Genomic DNA, 19,301 nt, shown 5'->3' on the forward strand with positions numbered 1-19,301 from the left:
ATTTCGCGAGTAATACTTTGGCTTACACGAAGTGGGTCATAAAGGATTTGTGAAAATGCTTTGCTTTGCATTTTGTGACGAGTAACCGCAGAAAAATCACAATGTTTCAAATTAAGACTTGGTGTGTATTCTTATGAAATATACGTTTCATAAGTTGTTTCTTGTTGTATGCTAATAGCTGCACGTTCGCGGTCTTCTGTCGTTTGAAAGCTAATCACTAAAATCCCAAACACGTCTTCACGTGTTTCAACAATACGTAAATTTGTAATACTGATTAAATGCTTCGCTAAAAGTCCCGTCACTTCTGAAATGACACCAGGGTAGTCAGGAACATCGATATGTAAATCAAATACAGAGTACATAGCACCTTGAGAAGTTATTGGCAATTCATCTCTTACGAATTTAGCTCTTGTAAAATAGTGTTCAATATTTTCGGATTTCGCTTCCATAAGCATCGTTTTAACTGTATCCATTTCACTTTGCCAATTATCTAGTTGTTTGACTAATTCGAGACGATTTTGAATCGTAATATCTCTCCACATAATTGGGTTTGAAGAGGCAATTCTGGTGATATCTCTGAATCCTCCTGCAGCAAGTTGTCTAGTAAACGGATATTCCTCGTTTTCACTGGATAATTGATGAACTAGAGAAGCTGCAACAAGATGTGGAAAATGGCTTACTACAGCTGTCATATGATCATGCTCTCTTGCATTAATACGCAGTATCTTCCCTTTTGTTGGTTGCAAAATAGCTTCAAGTGTTCGTATTTGGATTTCATCTTCATGCTCTACTGGCGTAATAATGTAGTAAGCATTTTCAAACAAATGCGCTTTCGCAGCTTCAATTCCACTTTTATGTGAACCAGCCATTGGATGTCCGCCAATAAAAGTGAGTCCAATCTCTTTCAGAGATTTTGCTTTTTCCATTATCATTTTTTTTGTACTGCCCGTGTCTGATAAGATAACACCTTTTTTGAGTTGCCAGTTTTGCACTTCATTCATCAATTGTATTGTGGCATTAACCGGTGTAGCAAAGATAATGACATCTGCCAATGCCGCGGATTCTTCTAGGTTGAACGCCATATCATCAATGACACCTAACTTTTTTGCTTTTCGTACTGTATGTGAATCCGCGTCAAAACCAATCACGTTCACTTCAGGATTTTTTTGAATCGCTAAAGCAAGTGAACCGCCAATCAATCCCAATCCAACAATTAATACATGCGTTGTCATGCAAGTACCTCAGCATCTTTTAATACATCTGCTAACTTCTGTAAGAATTCTTTATTTTGGTCATTTGTACCAATAGTTACTCGAATATATCCAGGTGTTCCAATCGCGTTTCCACTACGTATAATAAAGCCTTTTTTCAAAAGACCTTCGAAAACTAAATCAGAATCAGCTTTCACTTCAAGAAGAACAAAGTTTCCTTGTGTTGGGTATATGTGTAGTTGATGCTCTTTTGCAAACTTCTCTAATTGCTTTATGCCAGATTCATTTTGAATGCGACATGATTCAATAAATGATGAGTCTTGCAATGCCACAAGTGCTACACCTTGACTAATGGCTGCATTGTTAAATGGTTCGCGAACTGGATCTAATTTAGCAATCAATTCTTTTTGTGCCACCGCATAACCTACTCGAAAACCTGCTAGACCATAGGCTTTTGAAAACGTACGTAAAATAATGACATTTTCATGGTCTTTTATTAATTCAATAGAGTTCTTATAAGTAGAATCTGTTATGTACTCAAAATATGCTTCGTCCAAAACTATGAGGACTTCTTTGGGAACTTTTTGAATGAATTCTTCCAACTCATGTTGTTCAATTAGCATACCTGTTGGATTATTTGGAGAACACAACCAAACTACGGCTGTAGATTCATCTATTTGAAGAGCCATTTCTTGTAAATCATGTGCACCTTTAATCAACGGGACTTCACGAACTTCTGCACCTTCAATAATAGCGTTATGACGATATTGAGGGAAAGTAGGCGTGGCCATAACTGTATTGACTCCAGGTTGTAGTAACGCGCGAGAAATCATCATAATTATTTCATCTGAACCATTACCAAATAACAGTTGGTCTTCTTCCACACCTACTACATTTGCTAAAGCGAGACGTAGAGCACTTGCATATCCATCAGGATAAATAGCGTGATTAATCGATAGATTCTCCATAAATTCACGGACCTTTGGTGAACATCCAAAAGGATTCTCGTTGGAGGCTAACTTGACGATTTCATCTAGGCCAAACATCTTTTTCACTTCATCAATGGAACGTCCTGGTTGATATGGTTTCATCCCTGTTAATTGATTTTTCCACTGCATCGTCATTCGCCTCTACTTTCTCAAGTTATGCTTGTAATTAAATCAGGTCTAAGTTTCATTGCTTCATTCAAATATACATGATGAATGTCGCGTTGTGATTTTTCTGTATTGACGTGCATTAATATTCGAATACACTTCGTGATTGCGCCTGGTACATCCATTTCATGGGTACACATAACAGGTACATATGTCCATTCAGGGATACTTCGTACAGCTTTAGCTGGAAAAGTAGCAGCAATATCAGTCGTCGTAGAAACGACAACAGATGCTACATCTTCAGGTCTTATATTATTTTCTTTTGCCATCGCTAAAACTAGCTTTTCAGTTTCTGATAATATATGTGATGCCAAATCTTCTGGAATCGTTGTTGCTCCTCGAATGCCTCGTATCATTTGTGCACCTCCATACTCCATTTTCGTAATTGTTCATGTGCTAATAGTACTTCTTTAACTGACACGATTTCCATACAAGGTTGACCAATCTGTTCGAGTAATACGAAGTGAAGATCACCGAAAGATGATTTTTTATCTCGTTTCATATAACCAATGAGTGTATCTATTTTATGCTCTAAAACGGGGTCAAAAGAATAACCGAATGCGCATAATGCATCAAATAATTTACGCGCTGTGCCTTTTTGTAGTGATTGTACTTTTTCACTTAGAAGAAGTGAAATAACCAATCCAATTGCAACAGATTCCCCGTGCGTTATTTTCCCATACCCAGTTGAAGCTTCAATAGCATGGCCATAAGTGTGACCTAAATTTAAATATTTCCTAACCGATTGTTCAAACTCATCAGCTTCAACTATCGCTGCTTTTACTTGTATGCCTTTCACTAAATAAGACAAATACTGGTCATTCGAAATTTCATAAAAAGTTTGAAACGAAAATAACTCTTCTACCCAACGATGATCGGATATGAGTGCATGTTTAATTACTTCTGCCATACCAGATAAGATTTCTTTAGGAGGCAATGTGCTTAATGTTGAGACATCGAATAACACAGCATCAGGCTGATAAAATGAGCCAATCATATTTTTGCCTTGTGGATGATTGATTGCCGTTTTCCCACCTACTGCACTATCATGGGCTAATATGGTCGTTGGACATTGAAAAAAAGGAATACCTCTCATAAATGTCGATGCAACGAAGCCAACGACGTCTCCAGAAGCGCCTCCACCTAAAGCAAAGGCGATTGTTTTTCTTGTGCAGCCTACTTCAAGCAAAAATGAATGACATGCCATAAACGTTTCTACAGCTTTACTTGATTCTCCCGCTGGTAATTTGAATACATGCACAGCTTTTTTACTAATTAATTCAAGAGGCCTTAGTAAATTTTCTAAATGAAGTTTCGCAACCACTTCGTCAACAAAAATAACTACATGGTCAGCTTTTTGTAATTGCTTTTCATAAAGAGTTAATACACTCTCGTAAATATGTGAACCCACATAAACGTTATAGTGCTTATTTTTCGTGTCGATTGAAATGGTCTGCATAAATTAGAACTCCTTTGTATAAGCTCGGTGCTGATTAATCGAATCGACAAGTTGAGGCATTTGATCACTATGGAATTTTTCTAAAATCGCATTTGCAATTTCCCAAGCTACGACATGCTCAGCAACCACAGAAGCTGCAGGTACTGCACAACTGTCTGAACGTTCAATACTTGCTTTAAATGGCTCTTTAGTTGAGATATCTACACTTTGTAGAGGTTTGTATAAAGTTGGAATAGGCTTCATCACACCACGAATCACAATTGGCATTCCTGTAGACATACCACCTTCAAGTCCACCTAAACGATTCGTTGTTCTTGTATAGCCTTGGTCTTGATCCCACACAATTTCATCATGAACTTGACTTCCTGGCTTACGTGCCATTTCAAATCCCATGCCAACCTCAACACCTTTAAAGGCATTAATACTCATCACAGCCATTGCCAGTTTAGCATCAAGTTTTCGGTCATAATGAACATAACTTCCGACTCCTGCTGGCATACCCTCGACTATTACTTCAACAACCCCGCCAATAGAGTCACCGTTTTCTTTTGCTTCGTCAATTGCTTTAACCATTAACTTTGAAGCTTCTTGGTCAACGCAATATACGGGATCGGCTTCAACAATTTCTCGTATTTGTGAAACAGATAAACTTTCACTTTTCTTTACATCTGCTTTAACTCCACCAATTTCAGTTACATGGGAGACAATACTGATACCAAGTTCAGACAACAGCTGTTTCGCTACTGCTCCTACCGCAACTCGCACTGTTGTTTCACGTGCTGACGATCGTTCTAATACGTTGCGCAGATCTGTATGACCATATTTCATGCCACCTACTAAATCTGCGTGACCAGGCCGTGGACGTGTAATTTGACGCTTAACATCTTCTGGATTTAATCCTTCTACTAAAGGTTCAATGCCCATTACATGTGTCCAATGTTTCCAATCGTCATTTGTTACAACTAGTGCAATAGGAGAACCTAATGTCTTCCCGTGACGCACACCTGACGTAATATCAACTGTGTCTGTCTCAATTTGCATACGTCGGCCTCGACCATGTCCTCCCTGTCTTCTTTTTAAATCTTTATTTATCATTTCTGCAGTAATATGTAATTGTGCAGGTAAACCTTCTATAATGGCGGTCAATTGTGGACCGTGAGATTCTCCAGCCGTTAAATAACGCATAACGCTTTCCCCCTTCAACTCGCTAAAGTGTTTTAAAACACTATAACACAAATTATTTTGAATTTCATCGTTCATTTCTGCAAATAAATGTCCTAAATTTATCGTGAGTTAGATAGAAGGTTGATGTTCTATTAACAAAACCATAGGTTAAGGGTTTAATATTTGTTAAGTACTTCTAATCATACACCTTCTGAACCGTTTATTGAATTCTTGTTAATTCAACATAGACGTTTTTCCTTCTCTTTTTACATATATACATTATAGCGTCCAGATAATTGAGGAATTAGAAAAAGCAGTCAAATGAAAAATCATTTGACTGCTTTCTTTTATTAGTTAATCCAGTTGTTAGCATCTTTCGTGTAAGAAACTAGCTCTTCTTCTTTAAAGAATAGACCGATTTCGCGAACAGCGCTATCTGCCGAGTCAGAACCATGAATAATGTTTTTGCCAACTGTTACAGCAAAGTCCCCACGGATTGTCCCTGGAGCAGATTCTTTAGGGTTTGTAGCTCCTGTCATCAAACGACCAACAGAAATTACATTTTCACCTTCCCAAACCATTGCGAAAACTGGTCCAGATGTAATGAACTCAACTAGTTCGCCGAAGAAAGGACGTTCTTTATGTTCGCCGTAGTGTTCTGCAGCAAGTTCAGGTGTGATTTGCATTAATTTAGATCCAACTAATTGGAAGCCTTTCTTTTCGAAACGACCTACGATTTCGCCGATCAAGTTACGTTGTACGCCATCAGGTTTTACCATTAAAAATGTTCTTTCCATAATAAACACTCCATTTCAATTGAATCTTAGTAGAATTATCCCCACTTTACAGAGAACTTTATTCACCCTAAAAAATATTACCATTGTCTATACATTTGTTCAACATTTTAAAATTCACGTTTGCCCATATAAAGCGCGATATCCCTTAATGATTTTTTGGCAGGGGATGAGGGTAGTGCATCAATTTCTTTTAATGCTTTTTGTAAATACCTATTGCTAATCGCTTTTGATTTAGGAATTGCGTCTGATTGTCGAATTCTTTTAACCAGAGCAAGTCGCTCGATTTCAGTCATATTTCCAGAAATAGCATGTTCTAGAGCAGGTCTAAATTCGGGTGAATCCTTTAGAAAGAGAATCGGTAATGTAATATTGCCTTGAATTAAATCAGACCCAGCTGGCTTACCTAATTCTTTATCTGTTGAAGTAATATCCAAGATATCATCAATAATTTGGAATGACATTCCTACATAATAGCCGAATCGTTTTAAATGATTGGCGGTTTTCTCATCAGCACCTGACACTACAGCACCGAGATGACAGCTCGATGCAATCAATAAAGCGGTTTTTCTTTTAATGCGCCTAAAATAATCTTGAAGTCGTTGATCTAATTTAAATTTATCTTCAATTTGAATGATTTCTCCTACACATATCTCTACCATTGTGTAAGAAAGTATACGATGCGCTAATGGGTTTTTAATATTTGTTATGTATTCAAGCGCACGGGCAAAAATAAAATCGCCAGTATACATGGCGACTCGATTATTCCATTGAGCTTTAACAGTTAACTTCCCACGTCTCATTTGTGAATCATCAATCACATCATCATGTACTAGAGAAGCCATATGTATAAGTTCTAAAGGAACTGCGACATCTTTCATTTGTTGAATTTGATAATGACCAAATTTAGCTGCTAGTAAAACAAAAACGGGTCGCATCCGTTTTCCACCCGCTTGTAATAAATGAAGAGAAGCTTCATTGAGTAAGTCTGAAGACGAGTTTACCGCTTTTTCTAATTCTTTTTCAATGAGATCTAAGTCTGAACGCATTTCAGAATAGAGCATCTTCAACTTCATCTTTTCCACCGCAACTAACCTTCTCCCAATAATTAAACTTTTTTAATACCAATGTGTCTTGCGGCAGCTCCACCGCTATATGGCTTATATTCTACCTGAACAAATCCAGCTTGTTCGAGCATTTTTGCAAGTGCTTTCATCCCTGGGAAATCTTTAGCAGATTCTTGTAACCAAGAATATTCTTTGTAGCTCTTCGCAAAAAACTTACCAAAGACTGGCATCACATATTTAAAATAAAAACGAAACAGTTGCTTAAATACTGGCACATCAGATTGAGATGTTTCTAAACAAACAAACATACCGCCTGGTTTGAGAACGCGATGAATTTCTTTTAATACTTGCATATAATCCGGAACATTACGCAAGCCAAAACCAATCGTGACATAGTCAAACGTTGAATCAAGAAAAGGTAATTCCATTGCATTGCCATGGAGTAACTCAATTTGCGGAAAAGCTTTCACTTTCTCATAGCCAACATTCAACATATTTTGGCTGAAATCTAACCCAATTGCTTTTCCTTCTGGCCCAACCGCTTGTCCCATAGAAATAGTCCAATCAGCAGTTCCGCAACAAACATCGAGCGTTGTGCTCCCTTGCTCAACATTTATACGAGACATAGTGTCTTCACGCCATTTTTTATGTTGTTGAAAGCTTATGACTGAATTCATTTTATCGTAATTACCAGAAATCTTTTCAAATACTTCATGTACGCGTTGCTCTTTTGTTTTGGTCAAGACAATGTCACCTTTCTCTCATAACTGACACTTGCTCATTTAATCGTAGTCCATACAAATTCACTAAGAATTGTTGAACAGAATCGCTGAGTAGGCGAGATTGTAATAGTTCTTCCATCATTTCATTTTTTTGTGTTGCTAGTTCCTGATTCAATAATACAAGCCAAGTTTGAGAAAAACCAAATTCAAATTCACTTTGGGCTAAGGATTCTTGGAAACGAGATGCTTTTCCTTGTTTTACAAGTTCTAACTCATATGCAATACGATGAATTAGTAAACCGCGGCGAGCAAAAGGTTTATACATAGAAAAATCAAAATGATCATAAAACTGTTCCATGGATAGACTTTCTATCGTTTGGATAGTCTCCATCCACTTTTCAAAGGATTGCTTTACATCATCGTAAACAGATGCTTTTTTCTCACTAATATCAATAATTCCATTTGATAATGATCGAATTAATTCAATATTAGATAGCTTTGCTAACATTTGATAGTAAAGGCCACTATAATAATCCCCTGCTAAAACTGTTAATTGCTGACTTTTAGAAGATGCATTTAATTCTTTTATTTGATCATGTGCCGATAGAGCACTATAAATAACTGCTACTGAAATAGCAGACTTTTCATGTTCATCATTCCACCGATTCCCGTTTAGTAAAGGAAGCAGCAAAAAATATAAGCGGTCTTCGCGAAGATCCGGATCTCCCGCATGTTTACGAAGAGTCCGATGACGAACCTGTTCTAATATTTTTGTTTTCAATTGTAGGATTGTATGTTGAATGATTTGTTCGGTCATCGTACATGCTCCATTTCGCTATATTGCCGGTGTCGTATTTTGTCATTATAGCACAGCATGCCTAGTCATTCACTTAGACATAACCTATTTTTTAGTTTCACTAAAAATCGTGCCATGTGTTGTTTGTATTTCTGCTTTACCACGGATTTTCATTGCTGAAGTATGCTCAGTGAATTGTGCAACCATAACTTCACCACAATCTAATTTCTCAGAGTGATGAAACTTGGTGTCTGTCCCTCTTGTCAGACCAATTACGTTAACACCATCTTCTTCTGCACGAATTACAATGTATTCTGTTTGCGCCATTATACACTCTCCTTTATGAACCAAATTGTCTATATAATATATCATAGCATATCATATTTCCCGAAGTTTACATGCTCATTTCATTTGTATGAATGACAATATCTCACTACGTTTAACATGATCTTGTTCATAGATTCCACGCGCGACGGCAGTTACAGTTTTTGCTCCAGGTTTTTTTATTCCTCGCATGGTCATACACATATGCTCTGCTTCGATTACAACATAAACACCATAAGGTTTAAGCATCTCCATGATAGAATCTGCAATTGTGGAAGTAATTCGTTCTTGTAGTTGTGGACGTCTAGCAGTTGTTTCAACAGCTCGTGCTAATTTACTAAGACCCGTAACGACTCCACCTCTTGGAATATAGGCAATGTGCGCTTTACCGTAAAATGGAACTAAGTGATGTTCACACATCGAATGAAAAGGAATATCTTTAACCAATACTAATTCTTCATGTTCTTCGTGAAAGACTGTTTTAAAATATTCTTTTGGATCTTCATTCAATCCTGAAAACATTTCAGCATACATTTTCGCAACACGTTTTGGTGTTTCGATTAAACCTTCACGTTGTGGATCTTCGCCAACTGCTTCAAGAATCATTTTTACTGCTTCTTCTATTTTTTGTAAATTTACTGTTGACACGACGGACACCTCCTAATAGTTAAAACACACCTTAAAGCGCGCTAATTATGGCGCTTAGTATTCTTGAGTAAAGTAGTGGACACAAAGTGAACTCTTAATTCGCATCGTGTACTAACGGGGTTATGAAAGACATCTTATTACCTTTTATATATAAGTGAATCGTAGCACACCATTAAATGTTACGCAAAATCGTTTGATTCGTCTATATTTTTTTCGAAAAAATAACTTACAGCCAAAATAGTATAAGCTGAATTTTTCTAATACTGATATTTTTAAATTTTTTTTCAAAGTCTATTAAGAAATCGAAAAGCGTTCTTAAAAGTCTGAAAGCATAAAATTAAAAAAAGAACGGCTTTTGTGAAAAATTCACAAAAGCCGTTCTTATGTACGTGCAAACACGATTTACTTAACCGCGTCCTTAAGAGCTTTACCTGGTTTAAAAGCAGGTACTTTGCTTGCAGCAATGTCAATCTCCATACCTGTTTGTGGGTTACGACCCTTACGAGCAGCACGTTCACGAACTTCAAAGTTACCAAATCCAATAAGTTGGATTTTTTCACCTTTTGCAAGAGCATCTTGTATTGTATCAAATACAGCATCAACTGCTTTAGAAGAATCTTTTTTAGACATATCCGCCGCTTCAGCTACAGAGTTTACTAATTCAGTTTTATTCACACCATTCACCTCCTCTCAAAGGGGATGGAATCTCAATCATGTAAAAAGAGTATCATAACCAAAAAGGCTACGCAACAATATTCCTGCGACAATTGCCAAGTTAATGCAGAAAAACCATAAAAAAAAGGAGAAAAGGACTTTTCGCATAGGTAAATGCGAGGTCCTCTGCTCTTTTACAGGATAAATGTAACCATTCCACGATCGCCTTCATTTACCATACGTTCTATCGTTTCACGCATACGTTTCTTCGCATGTGTAGGAACAGCTTCTGTTTTAAAACGCATACTTTCTTTTAACATTTCGTGTAAGGGAGTTCCGAATAATGAAGTCTCCCATAACGCTTCACGATTATGATAATATGCCTCTTTTAAATCTTTCAATAGCTGTTGACTATGAAATTCAGAGCCAATTAAAGGTGAGAATTCAGCATCCATATCAACACGGATGATGTGCAGTGAAGGTGCTTTCGCTTTCATTCTTACACCGAAGAAATCATTTTGTTTAATTAATTCTGGAGCAGATGGTTGGAAATCTTGAACCGATGGTAATGAAACACCATAGCCACTTTCTTTGGCCATTTCAATGGCTTCGTGAAATCGAAGATAAGATTTTTTTGCATATGATGATTCTTTTACATATAAAAGCCAGTCTTTTTTCGTTACAATTGGTTCTTCCAAAAAGTCAAGATAGGCTGATTGAAATGCTTCATTAGTTAAATCAACTTGAATTGAAGCACTACCTTTCCCTGCATCTACTTCAATTACCTCGGCATGTTCAACATAAGGCTCTTTTGCTAAAAATGATGCTAAATCCTTAACATCACGTATTTTCGCAACTTGTTTAGACCATGACTCTAATGAATTTTGAAGAGATTGAGTTAAAGGATGATCACTTTCTAGAACATCCATCCATTCAGGTTTTAATAGTTCAAATGTGGTCACAGGAAATTCATAAAGCGCTTCTTTTAAGACGTGTTGAATTTCCTGGACAGTCATTTTATCAACCGCTGCTGCAATGACCGGCACGTTGTATTTGTCTTGTAACTCCGAGCGTAATTTACCTGTTTGTTCATAAGCTGGAAATTTACTATTTAACAATACTACAAATGGTTTGCCAATTTCTTTTAATTGACCAATAATTTCCTCTTCCACTTGCTCTAGAGCTGCTCTAGAAATATCATTTACAGAACCATCCGTTGTCATTACAATCCCAATGGTGGAGTGATCTCTAATTACTTTATCTGTACCAATTCGTGCAGCTTCTTGAAACGGAATTGGTTCGTGATGCCACGGTGTGTGAACCAACTTAGGACCGTTTTCATCTTCATAACCTTTTGCACCATCAATAATATAACCTACACAATCCGCCAGGCGAATATTAAAGCGGAATGCGTCATCGCCGACTTGAATACTAGTACCATGAGCTGGTACAAATTTCGGTTCGGCCGTCATAATTACTGGACCAGGAGAGCTCTGAGGTAGTTCATCTTGGGCACGAAGTCTGTCCACTTCATCCGTCATATTCGGGATTACTAAACTTTCCATTACTCGTCTGACAAAAGTTGATTTCCCAACTCGTACTGGTCCAACAACACCGATATATACATCTCCATTTGTCCGTTCGGCTATTTGCTGATATAGCTCTTCAGTCATATCATTGTCCCCTTTCCTACGCACTTTATCGTATGCACAAAAAAAACGTTTCATGCATATGCATGAAACGTTTGTCTTTATTTCTCTAATAAAAATTCTGGTTCATTATTTTCATTAACCGTATATGGAAGTGAATAGGCTGGAACAACAGGGTACTTATCAACAAGAAGATAGCGAATATCTTCTCCAGGTTTGACATCCGGATTATCTTGTTGAAGAATCCGGTTTAACTCAATCGAATAATCGATGTAAATGGTTCCATTTCCAATGGCAACTAATGGGAGATTCACATCTGAATATGGGCTAGGAACAGTTTGTTCATCTTCATAACCCATAATTTGATAATCTAATTTGTAAACATTTTCAGCTACTTTTCCAGCAATCGGACCGTAACCATTAACTTTAATTTGAACATTTAATTCTCTAATTTTTGTTGCAGAACGTAAGTCGACTAATTTGACCGTCGGGTTTTCTTCAACGTTCATAATTACATATTGAAATAAACCACCCTTTTCGTAGGCATTTGGTGGTATTTCACTTAAATATGTAGGTACAATTTTTTGGAAGTCGATTGGGTATTTAATGTATTGGTCAACTTCTTGTTCTCTCGTTTTTATAGGTAATAAACCACCTGAAGATTCTTGATATTTCTCAACAGCTGCTTGAACAGATGCCAATTGATCTTCATAAGGTCTTTGGCTCTCAACACTTATAGATTCAGGCAACATGCATCCCGACAACATCATTGTGCTAATAATACATACATAAACAAGTATTTTCTTCATTGCGCCACCTTACGACCTTCCAGTAGGACCGCTAAATACAATATAAATCATACTTAAAAATCCACTTATTAGAAGTACATACGCTACAAGTGCAAAAATAAACTTAATCAATCGATTATTTATTTTGTGTCTACTAATATAAATTAACCCCATAGAGATCATCATAAATCCCATAGATGCAAAAGAAACCCACATTTTATCTAATGATGACATAAATTTAACCACCCTTCACTGTCTCTCGACCCGTAATTATAGCACGAAAAAACAAGAGGTGCAGACCTGCTACCTCTTGCTTTGTGACGATTTAAAGATATTCAAATAAGTCTTCCATTTCATGCTTTTTGACGCGATCCATTAATTGATCAACCGCTTGTTTGGGATCGACTTTTTCAAATAACACAGCATAAAGAGCACTTGTTATTGGCATGGGTACCTTATGAAGTTTAGACAACTGGTATGCAGCTTTCGTGGTTCGAACACCTTCGACAACCATACCCATTTGTTCTAATACTTCATCTAACTGCATGCCTTTACCTAACATGTTTCCTGCACGCCAGTTCCTTGAATGGACACTTGTACATGTCACAATTAGGTCACCGATTCCTGTTAAACCTGAAAACGTTAAGGGGTTTGCTCCCATTTTAGTTCCAAGACGAGAAATTTCAGCAATACCTCTAGTAATTAAAGCAGCCTTAGCATTATCACCGTATCCTAAGCCATCTGATATCCCGGCAGCTAATGCAATAATATTTTTTAGCGCACCACCAATTTCAACTCCAATGACGTCTGAATTGGTATAAACACGGAAATAACTCTGCATAAATAAATCTTGTATTTTTTCAGCGCTCTGAATATCTTCACAAGCAGCTGTTACTGTAGTCGGGTGTTTTAAGACCACTTCTTCAGCGTGGCTTGGGCCTGATAGGACTACAATTTCTTGAATCAGATCAGAGGGCAATTCCTCTCGCATCACTTCAGATATTCGTTTTAAGGAATCAGGTTCTATCCCTTTAGAAACATGGACAAAAAGAATGGGCTCTTGAATCCATTCTTTGATATTACGACACACTTCACGTATACCTTTTGTAGGAACAGCCATCACTATTATTTTTCCATGTGTGGCTGCTTTTTTTAAAGATGAAGTTGCTTTCACTGTATTTGGTAATACTGTGTCAGGCAAATATTTTTTATTTGAATGGTGATTATTAATTTCATTTGCTTGGTCTTCACGATGTGACCATAACAAACAATTGTGACCATTTTGCGAAAGGACAATACTTAGAGCTGTCCCCCAACTACCGGCACCTAAAACAACTACATTTTGCATGTTAGTAACTCCTTTACTGAAAACAGCTTATGTTCTAGCACGAATTATAAGTCGAATTGGTGTCCCTTCGAAATCGAATGCTTCGCGAATTCGATTTTCAAGGAATCGTTCATATGAGAAATGCATAATTTCTGGTTCATTTACAAACACGACAAATGTTGGTGGTTTGATAGCAACTTGTGTAGCGTAGTATATACGCAGACGACGACCTTTGTCTGAAGGGGCAGGGTTTCTCGCTACTGCGTCTTCAATTACCTCGTTTAAGATACTTGATGTCACACGCATTGCATGGTTTTCACTGACACGGTTTATAACTGGTAAAACTGAATGTACCCGCTGTTTTGTGACCGCTGAAACAAAAATAATTGGCGCATAGTCTAAGAATAAGAAATGATCACGAATCAATTTGGTTGTTTTATTCATCGTTTTCTCATCTTTTACAACTTTATCCCATTTATTCACAACGATAATGATAGCTTTACCAGCTTCGTGAGCGTATCCAGCAATTTTTTTATCTTGTTCTTGAATTCCTTCTTCTCCGTTTAATACGACTAATACAACGTCAGAACGTTCAATTGCTTTTAATGCACGAAGTACACTATATTTTTCAGTGCTTTCATAAACTTTACCCTTTTTACGCATCCCAGCTGTATCAATGATGACATAAGGTTGATCTTCATATTCATATTGAGTGTCAATTGCATCTCGAGTAGTACCCGCAACATCACTAACAATTACACGGTCATCTCCTAAGAAACTATTCACTAAAGAAGACTTCCCTACATTTGGACGTCCAATTAATGAAAACTTAATGACGTTTTCAGGATATTCTTCTTCATCTTCTTCTGGGAAACTTTTTGCTACTGCATCTAATAAATCACCAAGACCTAGTCCGTGAGAACCTGAAATTGGGAATGGTTCACCGAATCCTAAAGAATAGAAATCGTAAATCATCGGGCGCATATCAGGGTTATCAATTTTATTAATTGCTAACACGACAGGCTTTTTTGTTTTATACAACATTTTCGCTACTTGCTCATCTGCAGCTGTAACTCCTTCTCGACCATTGGTCAAGAAAATAATAACGTCTGATTCCTGGATGGCAATTTCAGCTTGTGCACGAATTTGATCTAAATAGGGCTCGTCCCCAATATCAATTCCACCTGTATCAATAATATTAAATTCATGAGTTAACCAATCAGCCGCGCTGTATATACGGTCACGTGTTACACCTGGAATATCTTCCACGATGGAAACGCGCTCCCCAACAATTCGATTAAAGATTGTTGATTTTCCTACATTCGGGCGACCGACGATTGCTACTACCGGTTTGGGCATATCTATTACATCCTTCCAAATTCATCTCTAAAGTATTATACATAAGAATAGAGCAAAACGCTATGAAAGCTCGACATCTTGAAATGTGAAGCAGGGAAAATTATCTACGGAGATGACCATTGAATACATTACTGTGAGTATAACTCATACTTTAAGCAGGAAATTACGAATGATTTGATTATCGCTGGAAAGCTTAGAAGTGCATAATGACAACAACATATACATTCTTTTACACAAAAAAGACCTGATTCGTTTTTTAGGCGAGTCAGGTCTTTAGTTATTATTCACTTAATAATACCCAACTAAGTATTATATGAAGCAACATAGAAACAATCTTATCTTTTTAGTGAAAGCCATTAAGGTTTAACTTAACTTCATGTCTGATAAATTGTAATAATAGAGCCCAGTATAAATATGTCTATATCTCTCTATTATTTACGATTTGCATATGTATGTGTATCAATGCCTCGTTGCGATAAATAATGGTGCAAGTCACCTGAAATAATTAATGGAGATTGTTGTAACTCTTGAATTGAGTTTGCGCCAAGTGACACCATTAACATCGTCAAGTCTTCATTTATTTGCTTGATTTCTTCAATTGTCGCTAGTTCGCCATCATCAACTAATGTCTTTAATATCACTCCTGCTAACCCAACGGCAGAAGCACCGATTGATAAGCATTTCACAATATCAAGTGCATGTTGAATACCCCCAGAGGCTATCAAAGGAATAGTTGAATTGATGGTGGTTGTTTCTATAAGAGATGCCGCTGTCGGGATACCCCAGTCATTAAAATAGGTGAGTTTTCTTTGTCGCCGTTCATTTTCAATTGCAGCAAAGTTTGTTCCACCAAAACCACCAACATCGATGGCAGCGACATTCATTTCCATGAGTTTAATCGCAGCTTCACGTGAAATTCCAAAACCTGTTTCTTTTACAATTACAGGAACAGTTAATTCATTTACTAGTTGTTCAATTCTAGAAAGTGCTCCTTGAAAATCTCGATCCCCTTCAGGCATCGTCAATTCCTGGATGACATTCAAGTGGATTTGAATAGCATTTGCTTCCAACATATCTACTGCGCGTTTCGCTTGATCCACTGTGGCTTCACTACCTAAATTAGCAATAATCATTCCATTTGGATTTTCTTTTCGTACGGTCGCATAAGACTGGATTTCTTCTGAATTCTTGATCGCGGCCATTTGAGATCCTACAGCCATAGGTATATTCATTTCACGAGAAATACGAGCTAATTGACTATTTAACTCAGTCGTTTTAGCTCCTCCCCCACCAGTCATTGCATTAATGAAAATAGGCGAACCAAAAACGAGTTCGCCTATTTGAGTTTGCAAGGATACGCTGTCCCAACTGCTGTTGGGAAGAGCTTGATGGACAAAACGTATATCATCTAACCAAGTCGCTCTAGATTGCCCTGTCGACAAAGCATGTTTTATATGGTCTAATTTTCGTTCAGCTCTAGTCATTACAATACTCCATTATTTAAAATCTTTTAATTTATCACCAATAACATCACTAATTGAAAAACCTTTTGTTTCTTCAGGCATTTGGTAATCAGATCCTGAATATTCATTTTCTTTTTCTAGTAAATCTTTTATACTTAGTGACAATCGTTTATCTTGTTTGTTGACCTCTAATACTTTCACTTGTACTTCTTGCCCTTCTTTTAATACTTCGTGTGGCGTACCAATGTGAGAATGGGCAATCTGTGAGATGTGAACAAGCCCTTCAATTCCAGGGAATACTTCAACAAATGCACCGTAAGACACTAGACGTTTTATTGTACCTGTTTGAACAGAACCACGTGGTGCTTTATCTTCTATTCCTTCCCAAGGTCCAGGAAGTGTATCTTTAATTGATAAAGAAATGCGTTCGCTGTCACGGTCGACAGACAACACCTTCACTTTGATTTGTTGCCCTTCTTGAATAACGTCTGAAACCTGTTCTACATGCTCATGTGATAATTGAGATATATGAACAAGTCCATCCACCCCACCAAGATCTACAAAAGCACCGAAAGAAGCAATTCGTTGAACAGTGCCTGTTAGCTCATCTCCAGCATGAATGTGGTCAAGAACATTTTTCTTGTTTGACTCTTTCTGTGCTTCCACAACTGCACGATGGGATAAGATTAAACGGTTTTTCTCTTTTTCCATTTCAACAATTAGAAAAGTTAAAACTTTTCCTTTATAATCATCGAATGATTCTACAAAGTGATCTTCTACTAATGAAGCTGGAACAAATCCACGCAAACCAAGGTCAACAACAAGTCCACCTTTAACAACGTCTTTAACTTCCGCTTCAATAATTTCACCACTTTTAAATTTTTGCTCTAATGAATCCCAAGCTTCTGCAGCGTCTACTTTGCGTTTTGATAACACAAAATTGTCGTCTTCAACTTTTGTAATAATTAAATTTAATTCGTCACCGATGGAAACGGCGTCAGAAGCTTTTTCAATGTGTAAGCTTGACAGTTCACTAATTGGAATTATTCCATCAAAAGGTGCACCCTCAATTGTGACAGTAACTGCCTTTTCCTCAACTTGGGCAACCGTACCTTTTACAAGATTTCCTTCACGAAATTCTTGATTTTCCTGCAAGTTCATTTCCTCAGACATATAGCATCCTCCTTCACAACGTTCCACTCTTTATATTATGCGAATTCTTTAATAAAAACAAAAATTTGAACTTTTTAAAACAAAACAACATATTTCAAGATTTATTCTCATTTAATAACATTTGAATTTGGTTCATGATTACTAATGTTACTTCCTCAGCAGATGCCTTACGATCGCGATATGGTTGCATGATGATTGGAGCTCCATAAACTACTTTTAAACGCTTAAAGGCCTTATAAGGTCCTATAATGGCACAAGGAACAACGTCCGCTTCACCTCTAAGCGCAAAAAAACCAGCTCCAGAGAAACCTTTTCCGAGTTCCCCATTTTCACTTCTAGTTCCTTCAGGAAAAAGACCCATCACTTCACCGCCTTTTAAAATGGTGATTGCTCTTCTCAATGCTTCGCGGTCACTTAATCCTCGCTTTACTGGAAAAGCATTTAATTTCGGTAAAAGTGGCTTTAATATGGGTGCATTAAACAACTCTTCTTTTGCCATAAAATAAACCGGACGCGGTGCAGTTATTCCAACTACTGGTGGATCAAGAGCATTAATATGGTTCGAACAAATTAATACTCCCCCTGTTTCAGGAAAATGCTCTAACCCTTTAACATCAAAACGATAAATCGGATTTAAAATGGTCCTTACTAAAGATCTCGTAAAATGGTATAAGTTCACTTAGCTCATCCTCTCTTTTGCTAACTGAATAATGTATTTGGCAGCTTCTTGAATTGTTAAATTCGTAGTGTCCAAATAAATTGCATCTTTTGCTTGAACTAGAGGGGAAGCATGTCGTTCAGTGTCCATTTTATCGCGTTCTACGATTTCTTTTTTAAGCTGATCTACATGTGAGTCAATTCCACGACGTTCGTTATCTAACTGACGGCGTTTCGCTCGTTCATCGACAGATGCAGACATGAAAACTTTTAATTCCGCATCAACCAGAACATGAGTCCCGATGTCTCGGCCATCCATCACTACACCACCACTTTTAGCCATTATTAGTTGGCGATTAACCATTTCCTCTCTTAGTCCTGCATGTGAGGCAACAATGGAAACGGAAGATGTCACAATATTAGAGCGAATCTCATCTGAAACATCCTCGTCATCTAAGATGACAAGTTGTCCATCACTTGACGGTTTCAACTCAATTGTTGTTTCAAAAAGCAGTTGTGTAAGAGCCTCTTCATTTTCTAAATCTATGTGACGTTTGAGTACTTTATACGTAATTGCACGGTACATAGCACCTGTATCAATATATGTATAACCAAGATCTTCAGCCGCTAGTTTCGCTATTGTACTTTTGCCCGCAGCAGCAGGTCCATCAATTGCTATTTGTATATTTTTTTTCATTTGACCAACTCCTAAACTTTCTCACATATATTGTACCATAGGAAAACAGAAAAAAGCCCACTCACGTGAGCTTTCGTTTTGATGATTATTAAAATTCAGATGACTTAAATCGTGGCCACTTAAAAAGTTAATTTATTATTTCTTAGCATGGACTAGTATAGGTGATTTCCGTTCCAAGCGGATGCTTTCCGCGGG

General features: G+C 37.2%; 21 protein-coding genes. All 21 read right to left on the reverse strand.

All coding sequences use genetic code 11. The annotated features are described in order from the left end of the window. Positions 1-131 precede the first annotated feature (131 nt). A complete protein-coding gene (locus E2636_RS09400) occupies positions 132-1,232 on the reverse strand; it encodes a prephenate dehydrogenase (protein WP_134209969.1) in 1,101 nt (366 codons plus the stop codon). Beyond that, positions 1,229-2,329, reverse strand: a complete 1,101-nt coding sequence (hisC, locus tag E2636_RS09405) for a histidinol-phosphate transaminase (protein ID WP_134209970.1) — start codon at positions 2,327-2,329, stop codon at positions 1,229-1,231. The genes E2636_RS09400 and hisC overlap by 4 nt, the downstream gene beginning before the upstream one ends. Positions 2,330-2,349: 20 nt before the next feature. Then, entirely contained in the window at positions 2,350-2,721 is a 372-nt protein-coding gene (gene aroH / locus E2636_RS09410; RefSeq protein ID WP_134209971.1) for a chorismate mutase, read from the reverse strand. Continuing rightward, a complete protein-coding gene (gene aroB, locus E2636_RS09415; protein ID WP_134209972.1) occupies positions 2,718-3,824 on the reverse strand; it encodes a 3-dehydroquinate synthase in 1,107 nt (368 codons plus the stop codon). The genes aroH and aroB overlap by 4 nt, the downstream gene beginning before the upstream one ends. A 3-nt stretch (positions 3,825-3,827) precedes the next feature. Beyond that, positions 3,828-5,009, reverse strand: a complete 1,182-nt coding sequence (aroC, locus tag E2636_RS09420) for a chorismate synthase (RefSeq protein ID WP_134209973.1) — start codon at positions 5,007-5,009, stop codon at positions 3,828-3,830. Positions 5,010-5,338: 329 nt separating this feature from the next. Next, positions 5,339-5,785 carry a nucleoside-diphosphate kinase gene (gene ndk, locus E2636_RS09425; protein WP_017381837.1) on the reverse strand — a complete coding sequence of 149 codons (447 nt, stop codon included), beginning with the start codon at positions 5,783-5,785 and terminating at the stop codon, positions 5,339-5,341. A 107-nt stretch (positions 5,786-5,892) separates the two neighbouring features. Beyond that, complete coding sequence (gene hepT / locus E2636_RS09430; protein WP_134209974.1) at positions 5,893-6,867, reverse strand: heptaprenyl diphosphate synthase component II; 975 nt, start codon at positions 6,865-6,867, stop codon at positions 5,893-5,895. A 23-nt stretch (positions 6,868-6,890) separates the two neighbouring features. After that, positions 6,891-7,592 (reverse strand): demethylmenaquinone methyltransferase, encoded by a 702-nt coding sequence (locus E2636_RS09435; protein ID WP_134209975.1) that lies wholly within the window; start codon positions 7,590-7,592, stop codon positions 6,891-6,893. A gap of 7 nt (positions 7,593-7,599) precedes the next feature. Beyond that, entirely contained in the window at positions 7,600-8,388 is a 789-nt protein-coding gene (locus tag E2636_RS09440; protein ID WP_134209976.1) for a heptaprenyl diphosphate synthase component 1, read from the reverse strand. An 84-nt stretch (positions 8,389-8,472) separates the two neighbouring features. Continuing rightward, positions 8,473-8,694 (reverse strand): trp RNA-binding attenuation protein MtrB, encoded by a 222-nt coding sequence (mtrB, locus tag E2636_RS09445; protein WP_017381833.1) that lies wholly within the window; start codon positions 8,692-8,694, stop codon positions 8,473-8,475. A 75-nt stretch (positions 8,695-8,769) separates the two neighbouring features. Continuing rightward, positions 8,770-9,339 (reverse strand): GTP cyclohydrolase I FolE, encoded by a 570-nt coding sequence (gene folE, locus E2636_RS09450; protein WP_017381832.1) that lies wholly within the window; start codon positions 9,337-9,339, stop codon positions 8,770-8,772. Positions 9,340-9,741: 402 nt separating this feature from the next. Continuing rightward, positions 9,742-9,969, reverse strand: coding sequence for an HU family DNA-binding protein (locus tag E2636_RS09455; RefSeq protein ID WP_443146808.1), 228 nt, complete (start codon positions 9,967-9,969; stop codon positions 9,742-9,744). Between the two features lie 218 nt (positions 9,970-10,187). Next, the gene (spoIVA, locus tag E2636_RS09460; RefSeq protein WP_134209977.1) at positions 10,188-11,666 is read right to left on the reverse strand and encodes a stage IV sporulation protein A; all 1,479 of its coding nucleotides are present in this window, start codon (positions 11,664-11,666) and stop codon (positions 10,188-10,190) included. 77 nt (positions 11,667-11,743) lie between these two features. Next, the gene (locus E2636_RS09465; protein ID WP_134209978.1) at positions 11,744-12,451 is read right to left on the reverse strand and encodes a YphF family lipoprotein; all 708 of its coding nucleotides are present in this window, start codon (positions 12,449-12,451) and stop codon (positions 11,744-11,746) included. Positions 12,452-12,460: 9 nt separating this feature from the next. Then, the gene (locus E2636_RS09470) at positions 12,461-12,664 is read right to left on the reverse strand and encodes a DUF2768 domain-containing protein (protein ID WP_134209979.1); all 204 of its coding nucleotides are present in this window, start codon (positions 12,662-12,664) and stop codon (positions 12,461-12,463) included. A 91-nt stretch (positions 12,665-12,755) separates the two neighbouring features. Further along, on the reverse strand, positions 12,756-13,778 hold the full coding sequence (locus E2636_RS09475) for an NAD(P)H-dependent glycerol-3-phosphate dehydrogenase (RefSeq protein WP_134209980.1): 1,023 nt from the start codon (positions 13,776-13,778) through the stop codon (positions 12,756-12,758). Positions 13,779-13,805: 27 nt separating this feature from the next. Continuing rightward, on the reverse strand, positions 13,806-15,116 hold the full coding sequence (der, locus tag E2636_RS09480; RefSeq protein WP_134209981.1) for a ribosome biogenesis GTPase Der: 1,311 nt from the start codon (positions 15,114-15,116) through the stop codon (positions 13,806-13,808). Positions 15,117-15,547: 431 nt separating this feature from the next. Continuing rightward, positions 15,548-16,600 carry a type 2 isopentenyl-diphosphate Delta-isomerase gene (gene fni, locus E2636_RS09485; protein WP_134209982.1) on the reverse strand — a complete coding sequence of 351 codons (1,053 nt, stop codon included), beginning with the start codon at positions 16,598-16,600 and terminating at the stop codon, positions 15,548-15,550. Between the two features lie 12 nt (positions 16,601-16,612). Then, complete coding sequence (gene rpsA / locus E2636_RS09490) at positions 16,613-17,752, reverse strand: 30S ribosomal protein S1 (RefSeq protein WP_134209983.1); 1,140 nt, start codon at positions 17,750-17,752, stop codon at positions 16,613-16,615. Positions 17,753-17,846: 94 nt separating this feature from the next. Further along, positions 17,847-18,431 (reverse strand): lysophospholipid acyltransferase family protein, encoded by a 585-nt coding sequence (locus tag E2636_RS09495; protein WP_134209984.1) that lies wholly within the window; start codon positions 18,429-18,431, stop codon positions 17,847-17,849. Further along, positions 18,432-19,106, reverse strand: coding sequence for a (d)CMP kinase (cmk, locus tag E2636_RS09500; protein ID WP_134209985.1), 675 nt, complete (start codon positions 19,104-19,106; stop codon positions 18,432-18,434). Between the last annotated feature and the right edge of the window lie 195 nt (positions 19,107-19,301).

It is taken from the genome of Paenisporosarcina antarctica (assembly GCF_004367585.1).
Lineage (GTDB): Bacteria > Bacillota > Bacilli > Bacillales_A > Planococcaceae > Paenisporosarcina > Paenisporosarcina antarctica.